Here is an 8,753-nt window from a genome sequence, read left to right on the forward strand (position 1 = left end):
GCCCCCGCGGGGGGGGGGGGGGGGCGGGGGGGGGGGGGGCGGGGGCGGGGGGGGGGGCCCCCCCCCCCCCGGCGCTTCCGTGGCGTCCTGGCGGGTAGGGGGAGCCCCTGAGGCTTCCCCTACCCGGTCAGTTTCCGCAGGTCGATCGACTCCGCCATCGCCCGCAACCCCGTGTCGCCCGGGTGCAGATGGTCCCCGCTGTCATAGGCGGGCAGGATCCGCGCCGGGTGCTCGGGGTCCCGCACCACCGCGTCGAAGTCCAGCACGGCGTCGAACACCCCGCCGCTGTCCCGGATGAAGGCGTTGACGGCCGAGCGTCGCGCGTCCGCGTCCGCCGTGCACAGCGACTCGCCCTCGCACGGGGCGATGGTCGCCCCGACCACCCGCAGCCCGCGCTCCCGCACCCGCGACGCGACCGACCGCAGACCCGCGATCAGCTCCTCGGCCGAGCTGCCCCACCGCAGATCGTTGATGCCCTGGAAGACGACGACCGTGCGGGCCCCGGTCTGGGCGAGCACATCCCGCTCCAGCCGGTGCTGGGTGCTGACCCCGCCGGTGTCCGTGGAGACGCCCTCTCCCGGATAGCGGTCGGCCACCACGCGGTTGGCGGAGATGCCCGCGTTGAGCACCCCGTACGCCGGGACCTCGGACTGGCCGCGCAGCCGCCGCGCGAGCACATCGGGCCAGCGGCGGTTGGCGTCATTGGTGGACTTGGTGCCGTCGGTGATCGAGTCGCCGAGCGCCACCACCGAACCCGGCCCGCCCCGCACATCGACCCCGGTCAGGAACGGCCAGGTGGTGAGGGTGCCGGTGTAGGACTCACCGCCCGGCTCGGCGGTCCGGTCACCGCTGCCCGCCGCGCTCAGATACGACCGCTGGGTGGCCTGGCTGTGCACCGGCACCGCCGCGACCGGACCCGGCAGATGGAAGCTCACCAGCAGATTGGCGTCCGCCGGAACCGGGAAGTCCACCGGGTCGCTGAACACCTGCGCGCCCGCGGGGATCGAGGTCCCCGGCCGCCCGCCGAAGGTCAGCGGCACCGGTGACCCCTGCGCCGCCGCGCCGCTCGCCTGGAGCGCGACCGTCGCGTGCCCGATCTCCACAGGCGACGCGGCGAAGGTGTTCTCCAGCCGCACCCGGGCCCTCGGCCCGCCCGCGCTGGTGTGCACCACCAGCCGCAGCGTCTGATCGGTCCACGGCCCCACCTTGGTGTACCCGGCGGTACTCGCCGCCCAGCTCCCGGTCCAGCCGTCCGCGGGCTGCCGCAGCGACGCGGCGAAGACATGGAGATCGGCCGCCGGGCCCGGGTCCCTCGGCAGCACCACCGACGCGACCTCGTGGCCGCGCTCCAACGGCACCGTCACCGCGTACAGCCGGGCCGTCTCCTGCCGCTGCCCCGCGGCGGTGTTGAGATGGGGGAGGCCCACGGCCTTGGTCGCGGCCGGGCCCGCCCGCCAGTCCGGCGCGCTCAGCGTGTACGGATGGCTCGACCCGTCGCGGTAGCGCACCGTTCCGACACCGCTCGCCCCGGCGCCGGGCCCGTTCGGCGAACTGCTCGCCACCAGGAAGGTCAACGCCTCACCCCGGCCGCGCAGCCGCACCGCCTGGCCGTCGGCGATCACATTGTCCGGCCGTGCCCCCGCGCTCCGGGGCCAGGTCAACCGCGCCGCGTCCAGGGCGATATCGCGCCCCGGCGTCCAGCCCGCGGCCCGCAGATCCTGCGCGGAGAGCGAGGCACCCGCGCCGTCGAAGTCCGCGTCACCCGGGCGGGTGTCATCGCTGACCGCCCGGTTGTCGAAAAGCCGCTCCAGAGGGAGCGGCTTGTGGGTCGGCACGTCGGCCGGTGCGGCGGAGGAGGGTGGTGGTGCGATCAGTGCGAGGGTGACACCTCCCGCGACGATCCCGGCGGTTGTCCACGGTCTCGCGACGCGCATATGTGTCCCCTCTCGCAACCAACCCGACCGCCTCCAAGGTTTGGTTGCCTCCGGGGCGCTCAAGCCTCCCCCAGCTACCGCTGGGAGGCGCCCCCCGCCGACGGTCGACCGTGCTCAGCCCTTCGTTCCTCAGGGCCTGCGCGCGCTCTCCCTTTCGACAGCGCCCGCGCCCCTTCGGCGATTCGACAGGCGCCCGGAGAACGTACGGAGGCAGGTGGGTGTCGTCAAGACAAGCATCGGGTCACAGCTCATACCGCGCGCCCTGTGGTGCGCCGGTGGCCTGGATGCCACGCTGAGCGGTATGAACATCTCCTTCTTGGGCAACTGGCGCAAGCGACGTGGCCCCGCTTCGGGTGCGGCCCTGATGGGTGCCCAGGAGGAGGACCCCCAGGGCGTCGCCCAACTGCTCTCCGAATGCGAACTCCTGCGCGCGCGGGCCTCCGCCGCGGGCATCGGGCTCGATGACTCCACGGCCTCCCTGGAGGCGCTGGACCAGATGGCGCCGCGCTGGCGCGACGACCCGGACGAGCTCCCCTGGCTCGGTAACGACGCGGGTCTCTACCTGGGCACGGTCATCGTCCGCACCGTCCCCGGGGCCGTCTGGCAGGTGTGGCCCAACGGCCGACCCGTCGTCAGGCTGGCCTCCGGCCGCGAGGTCGACGTCGTGGAGGCCGGCCAGCAGTGGGCGGCCGACGGCGCCCCCGAACTCTGCCAGCGCTACGCGGAGGTCGCCGAGGCCTAGGAGTCGGTGACGCCTGCGGCGAGCTGTCCCCCTCCCCGCCCCTTCCCACAACCGGGGCTCTGCCCCAGGACCCCGTGCCGGGGCTTCGCGCCAGCCCCCGGGGCTCTGCCCCAGGACCCCGTGCCGGGGCTTCGCGCCAGGCCCCGGGGCTCTGCCCCAGGACCCCGTGCCGGGGCTTCGTCCCAGACCCCGGGGCTCTGCCCCAGGACCCCGTGCCGGGGCTTCGTCCCAGACCCCGGGGCTCCGCCCCAGACCCCGCGCCGGGGCTTCGCGCCAGACCCCTGTGTCTTCGCGCCAAGCCTGTGCGGGGGCTTCGCGCCAGGACCCCGTGCGGGGGCTTCGGGCCAGACCCCGGGGCTCTGCCCAGACCCGGCCAGGGCTTCGCCCCAAACCCCTCCCGGGCGGCCCGGAGGTGTGCGGGCGCCCACCCGCCCGCTCGGCCGTTGCGTCGGTGTGCTGGCCGTGATCAGTCCGCCGGTGCTGGGGTCCAGGGGCCTGCCCCTGGTAGCGGGAAGGGGCGGGGAGGGGAATGACCCGCCGACCCCCGTAGGCCCTGTCGGGCGGTATCGGCCCATCGATGCGTGTCCATGCCTAATGCTCCGCAGTTGTCCGGATAGCTTGCGCTGACCGGGACACAGCGGAAGGTGGGTGGGGCCGGGTATGGCCGTCGGTGAGCCGTTGATCGAGCTGCGCGGCGTCAACAAGCACTTCGGCGCGCTGCACGTTCTGCGGGACATCGAGCTCACCGTCGGGCGCGGCGAAGTCGTCGTGATCATCGGCCCCTCGGGCGGCGGCAAGTCCACCCTGATCCGGACCATCAACCGGCTGGAGACCGTCCAGTCCGGCTCCATCGTCGTCGACGGCCGTCCGCTGCCCGAGGAGGGCAAGGAGCTGGCGCGGCTGCGGGCCGAGGTCGGCATGGTCTTCCAGTCGTTCAACCTGTTCGCCCACCGCACCGTGCTGGCCAATGTGATGCTCGGTCAGACCAAGGTCCGCCGCCGCGCCAAGGAGGACGCCGAGCGGCGCGCCCGCGAGTTGCTGGGCCGGGTCGGACTGGCCGATCAGGCCGGGAAGTTCCCCGCCCAGCTCTCCGGCGGCCAGCAGCAGCGGGTGGCCATCGCCCGCGCGCTGGCGATGGATCCGAAGGTGATGCTCTTCGACGAGCCGACCTCCGCCCTCGACCCCGAGATGATCAACGAGGTGCTGGAGGTGATGCGCCAGCTCGCCCGGGACGGGATGACGATGGTCGTGGTCACCCATGAGATGGGTTTCGCCCGCTCCGCCGCGAACCGGGTGGTCTTCATGGCGGACGGTGGGATTGTCGAGGACCGTACGCCGGAGGAGTTCTTCCGGTCCCCGGAGAGCGAGCGCGCCCGGGACTTCCTGTCCAAGATCCTCAAGCACTGAGCCGGGTGATGACGGACATGAGGCGTCTGCGCCGCGCGACCGCCGCCCTCACCACGGCCCTGGTCCTGCTGCTCATGCCCGGCTGTGGCAAGGAGGGCAGCCCGCCCGCCAAGGGGCCCCGGGCCGAGAAGCTGCCCACCTACAAGGTGGACACCGAGTTCCGGCTGCCGTCCTCGCCGACCTGGCGCCGGGCGGAGCGCCGCGGCCATCTCACCGTGGGGGTCAAGGAGGACCAGCCGTATCTGGGTGAGCGGGACCCGGCCACCGGCCGTTACTCGGGCTTCGACATCGAGATCGCCCGCATGATGTCCGCCTCCCTCGGCTTCGCGCCGAGCAGTATCCGGTACCAGACCATCGCCTCCGCCAACCGCGAGACCGCGCTCCAGAGCGGCCAGATCGACTACTACGTCGGCACCTACACCATCAATCCGCTGCGCAAACGGCTGGTCGGCTTCGCCGGGCCCTACTTCATGGCCGGTCAGTCGCTGCTGGTGCGCACCGACGAGAACGACATCCACGGCCCCGGAGACCTCGCGGGCAGGACCGTCTGCTCGGTGGCCGGCTCCACCCCGCTCCAGCGCATCCAGGCGGACTACCCCAAGGCCCACGCGGTCGCGTACGACACGTACTCGGTGTGCGTGGACAACCTGCTCAGCTTCCAGGTGGACGCGGTGACCACCGACAACACCATCCTGCTCGGCTACGCGGCCAAGGTCCCCGACGAGCTGAAGGTGGTGGGCCGGCCCTTCTCCAAGGAGCCGTACGGCATCGGCGTGCCCAAGCGGGACAACGCGCTGCGCTTCGCGCTGGACGACGCGATCCTCTTCCACGAGCGCAACGGCGACTGGAAGAAGGCGTACGACGCGACCCTCGGCCTCTCGGGTGTGCCCGCCCCCAAGCCGCCGCCCATCGACCGCTACCGCACCGGCTGAAGGCCATCCCATGGACGTGCTCACCCAGAACTTCGCCCTCTACGGCAAGGGCTTCCTCGGCACCGTGCAGCTGACCGTCTACGCCTCGCTGCTCGCCCTCGCGCTCGGCATCCTCATGGCCGCCTTCCGGGTGGCGCCGGTCGCCTCGCTGCGCGCGTTCGGCACCGTCTGGGTGTCGGTGCTCCGCAACACCCCGCTGACGCTGCTGTTCTTCGCGGTGATGCTGGGGCTGCCGCGCTTCGGTCTGGTGCTGCCGTTCACCGTCTTCGCGGTGATCGCGCTCGGCTGCTACACCTCGGCCTTCATCTGCGAGGCGGTGCGGGCGGGCATCAACACGGTGCCGGTGGGGCAGGGCGAGGCGGCCCGCAGTCTGGGCATGACGTTCGACCAGACGCTGAGCGCGGTGGTGCTGCCGCAGGCGTTCCGCACGGTCATCCCGCCCATCGGCTCGACCCTGATCGCGCTCGCCAAGAACTCGGCCATCGCCGGGTCGTTCAGCGTCACCGAACTGCTCGGCACCTACAAGCCCCTCAATGAGCGGGGCTACAGCATCATCTGGACCTTCGTCTGGATCGCCGTCGGGTATCTGATCATCACCCTCGCCATCAGCGCGATCTTCGCCCTGCTGGAGCGGCGCTGGGGAGTGCCGCGATGACCGCCCCCTCGACCACCAGCGCCCTCTACGACCTCCCCGGGCCCCACACCCGGCGGCGGCACCGGATGTACGCGCTGGCCGGGACGGCCGTGCTGCTGGCCCTGCTCGGCTGGATCGTCTATCTCCTCATCGACACCGGCCAGTTCGCGTACCGCAAGTGGATGCCGTTCGAGTACAAGGGCATCCAGGAGCTGCTGCTGAACGGGCTCGCGGGCACCCTCAAGGCGTTCGGCATGGCCGCGGTCCTCTCGCTCGCCCTCGGCGGGGTGCTCGCCGCCGGGCGGCTCTCCGAGCACCGCCCGCTGCGCTGGGTGGCCACGCTGGTGGTGGAGTTCTTCCGGGCGATGCCCGTGCTGGTGATGATCTTCTTCGTCTTCGTGGCGCTGCGGGTCCAGCCGCTGCCCGCCCTGGTCACCGGGCTGACGCTCTACAACGGCTCGGTGCTGGCCGAGGTGTTCCGGGCCGGGGTGAACTCGGTGGACCGCGGCCAGCGTGAGGCGGCGTACTCGCTCGGCCTGCGGAAGACCCAGGTCATGATGTCCGTGCTGGTGCCGCAGGGGGTGCGGGCGATGCTCCCGGCCATCATCAGCCAGCTGGTGGTGGCCCTGAAGGACACCTCGCTCGGCTTCCTCATCACCTATGAGGAGTTTCTGCACGCCGGAAAGCTGATCGCGTCCAATCTCGACTACGACCTGCCGTTCATCCCGGTGGTCATGGTGATCTCACCGATCTACATCGGGATGTGCATGCTGCTGTCGTGGTTCGCCAACTGGGTGGCCAAGCGGGAGCGGCGCAGTGTGAAGACCCGTCAGGTCGAGGTCGCCGCCGCGGAACCGGCCGCCCCGATGCCGGGGGACACCCGCGGCTGAGCCGGGGCGGCCGAGGGTGTCTCAGCGGCTGGTGATGTCCGGCGGCTCGTGACGCCTGCGGCGGGGCGGGGGAAGCATCGATATGCGGCTCCGCCGCGTGGTCCGCCGGACACCGCTTCAGTCGCGGACCGGGATCGTGAGGTGGGACGGGTCGGCGTCCGGGGACGAGAAGGTGAGATGGGCGCCGTCGGGGTTGTGCTCGATGTAGAGCGGGTCGACGGTGTCCATCACCAGCGCCAGCCGGTGACCTGCCGGGACGTCATACGCGGTGGAGAACAGCTCCAGGTCCACTCCGAAGGGCGTGCCCGGGGTGCGGTCGTGGAAGGTGAACGGGGCGTGGGTGATGAGCTTGCCGACGCCCAGCGGGCCCACGTCGTACAGATACGCCACCGCCGTACCGTCGGAGCGGTCGCTGGTCACGGTGGTGTGGAGCTTCACGGTGCCGCGGACGCGCTGCTCGCGGGCGTAGGCCCCGGTCTGCCAGACGGCCGCGTAGGACCGGGGCAGCAGCGGGATCGAGGCGAGCGGCGGGATCTTCAGGAACTGGTCGAGGGCGCCGCCGAGCAGCACGGTTCCGGCGTTGGCACCGGAGTCATGGTTGGCGGTGACCTTCTCGGTGGCGGCGAGCGGGACGCGGCGCTGCTCGGAGGGGACGGCCGACCAGCTGGGGTAGCCCTCGTAGTCGTCACCGTCCGCCGTACGGGACGTCAGCTGCACCGGCGCTTGGCGGTCGATGCCGTTGGGCTCGCCCTTGAGGTAGCGGTCGAGCCACTGCCGGGCGTGGTTCCAGGTGGTGTTGGGCAGTCCGAGCAGCCCGGTGAGCTCGGCGGTCGCGTGGTCGCCGGGCCGCAGCTCCAGCCGCTTGGGGCCGGTCAGCTTCTCGAAGAAGTCGGCGTAGCTGTTGGGCGGGAAGATCGAGTCGCCCCAGGAGTTGCCCAGCATGATGGCCGCGCCATTGGCGTTGATCCGGTCGAGGTAGGTGGCGGCGGAGCGCTTCTTGCCCCAGGCGATCAGATCCTTTTCCTTGGCGAGATTGGAGGAGAAGAAGTCGTCGAGGATCTGCTGGAACTCCTCGCTGGGCCGGCCGGTCAGCGCCCCGGCCCCGGCGAGCAGCCCGGCGGCCTGGGAGTGCTGGGTGCGGTCGCTGTAGATCGAGCCGACCAGGTCCGCCCAGCCGCTCATGGCCACCACGGCCTTGATCCGCGGGTCGGCACCGGCCGCGAGCAGGCTGATCCCGGCGCCGTAGGAGAGCCCGGCCATGCCGATGTGGTCGGGGTCGGTGGGGGTGTTGGCGAGCGCCCAGTCGATGACCTTGGACGCGTCGGCGATATCGGGCGGCCCGGCCGTCTCGATCTTCCCGCCGGACTGCCAGAAGCCGCGGGTGTTGTAGGTCAGCACCACATAGCCGGTTTCGGCCAGCTTCTTGGCCTGGGCGAGATATTCGACCTGGGGCAGGGACCAGCTGGTGGGCAGGACGACGAGGGGGAGGCGGTGCGAGGCGTCGGCGTTCGCGGGGGACACGACGTTGGCGGCCAGGTTGACGCCGCCGTCGCCGGGGATGTCGACGAAGCGGATGGAGACGCCGGAGGAAGTGGAGGTGGACGCGGCGGTGGAGGCGGTTGTGGTGGCGGCTGTGGTGGCGGTCGGGGCCGGTGCCGCGGCGGCGGTGGCGGTGGCGGGGGCGAGACCGAAGGCCGCACCGGCCACGACGGTGACGGTGACGGAGAGGGCGGTGGCGGTCGTGGGGCGAAGGGCTTTTCGGGCAGGGGTCACGATGGCTCCTGGTGGGGGTGCCGTGGGGGCAGGGGAGCACCGGTGCTTGTGACCTGACGGTAACTCGGGTGTTTACCGGCGGTAATAGTGCGGTAAGTTACGCATGGGTAACGATAGAGGGCCGCGATCGGCTGCCGGGGCCGGTCCGGCCCGGGGCGCTATCCGGGGGCCGGATCCGCCAGGGTCCGGCCCCGCTTATGCGGAATTCCGCTGGTGCGGAAGCCCCCGTCGGCCGCTGGGTTTTGGCCCTGGGCCGAGCCCCGACCCCGGGCTGGGTGCCGGTCCCGGGCTGGGCCCCGACCCCGCGCTCAGGGGGTGTCCGACGGATCGCGACGCCTGCGGCGGGCTGTTCCCCCTCCCCGCCCCTTCCCTCAACTGGGGCTCCGCCCCAGACCCCGGGGCCTGGGGGTGAGGCTCGGCGGGGTGGGTGGGGTGGGGGTT

Annotated in this window: 7 protein-coding genes; 5 read left to right on the forward strand and 2 right to left on the reverse strand. The window is 72.0% G+C overall.

Annotated elements, in window-relative coordinates:
* Positions 1–119: 119 nt before the first annotated feature.
* Entirely contained in the window at positions 120–1,934 is a 1,815-nt protein-coding gene (locus tag ACFXB5_RS34255; RefSeq protein WP_385215344.1) for an SGNH/GDSL hydrolase family protein, read from the reverse strand.
* 301 nt (positions 1,935–2,235) lie between these two features.
* Here ACFXB5_RS34255 and ACFXB5_RS34260 point away from each other — a divergent pair, with 301 nt between their 5' ends.
* From ACFXB5_RS34260 to ACFXB5_RS34280, 5 genes are all read left to right on the forward strand, one after another.
* Complete coding sequence (locus ACFXB5_RS34260) at positions 2,236–2,676, forward strand: DUF6278 family protein (protein WP_385215347.1); 441 nt, start codon at positions 2,236–2,238, stop codon at positions 2,674–2,676.
* A gap of 660 nt (positions 2,677–3,336) precedes the next feature.
* Positions 3,337–4,083 (forward strand): amino acid ABC transporter ATP-binding protein, encoded by a 747-nt coding sequence (locus tag ACFXB5_RS34265; protein WP_385215350.1) that lies wholly within the window; start codon positions 3,337–3,339, stop codon positions 4,081–4,083.
* Positions 4,084–4,100: 17 nt separating this feature from the next.
* Positions 4,101–5,015, forward strand: a complete 915-nt coding sequence (locus ACFXB5_RS34270) for a glutamate ABC transporter substrate-binding protein (protein WP_385215364.1) — start codon at positions 4,101–4,103, stop codon at positions 5,013–5,015.
* Between the two features lie 10 nt (positions 5,016–5,025).
* Complete coding sequence (locus ACFXB5_RS34275) at positions 5,026–5,670, forward strand: amino acid ABC transporter permease (protein ID WP_385215353.1); 645 nt, start codon at positions 5,026–5,028, stop codon at positions 5,668–5,670.
* Positions 5,667–6,539 carry an amino acid ABC transporter permease gene (locus ACFXB5_RS34280; RefSeq protein WP_385215355.1) on the forward strand — a complete coding sequence of 291 codons (873 nt, stop codon included), beginning with the start codon at positions 5,667–5,669 and terminating at the stop codon, positions 6,537–6,539. The genes ACFXB5_RS34275 and ACFXB5_RS34280 overlap by 4 nt, the downstream gene beginning before the upstream one ends.
* 117 nt (positions 6,540–6,656) lie before the next feature.
* Here ACFXB5_RS34280 and ACFXB5_RS34285 read toward each other — a convergent pair whose 3' ends face one another.
* A complete protein-coding gene (locus tag ACFXB5_RS34285; protein WP_385215356.1) occupies positions 6,657–8,312 on the reverse strand; it encodes an alpha/beta fold hydrolase in 1,656 nt (551 codons plus the stop codon).
* Positions 8,313–8,753: the final 441 nt, after the last annotated feature.

The organism is Streptomyces sp. NPDC059455 (genome assembly GCF_042750115.1).
In the GTDB taxonomy this organism is placed as follows: domain Bacteria; phylum Actinomycetota; class Actinomycetes; order Streptomycetales; family Streptomycetaceae; genus Streptomyces; species Streptomyces endocoffeicus.

Bases quoted from the DNA above. Each gene is read 5' to 3' on its own strand.
- ACFXB5_RS34275 (WP_385215353.1), top strand. From the start codon at position 5,026: ATGGACGTGCTCACCCAGAACTTCGCCCTCTACGGCAAGGGCTTCCTC.
- ACFXB5_RS34255 (WP_385215344.1), bottom strand. From the start codon at position 1,934: ATGCGCGTCGCGAGACCGTGGACAACCGCCGGGATCGTCGCGGGAGGT.
- ACFXB5_RS34280 (WP_385215355.1), top strand. From the start codon at position 5,667: ATGACCGCCCCCTCGACCACCAGCGCCCTCTACGACCTCCCCGGGCCC.
- ACFXB5_RS34265 (WP_385215350.1), top strand. From the start codon at position 3,337: ATGGCCGTCGGTGAGCCGTTGATCGAGCTGCGCGGCGTCAACAAGCAC.
- ACFXB5_RS34270 (WP_385215364.1), top strand. From the start codon at position 4,101: ATGAGGCGTCTGCGCCGCGCGACCGCCGCCCTCACCACGGCCCTGGTC.
- ACFXB5_RS34260 (WP_385215347.1), top strand. From the start codon at position 2,236: ATGAACATCTCCTTCTTGGGCAACTGGCGCAAGCGACGTGGCCCCGCT.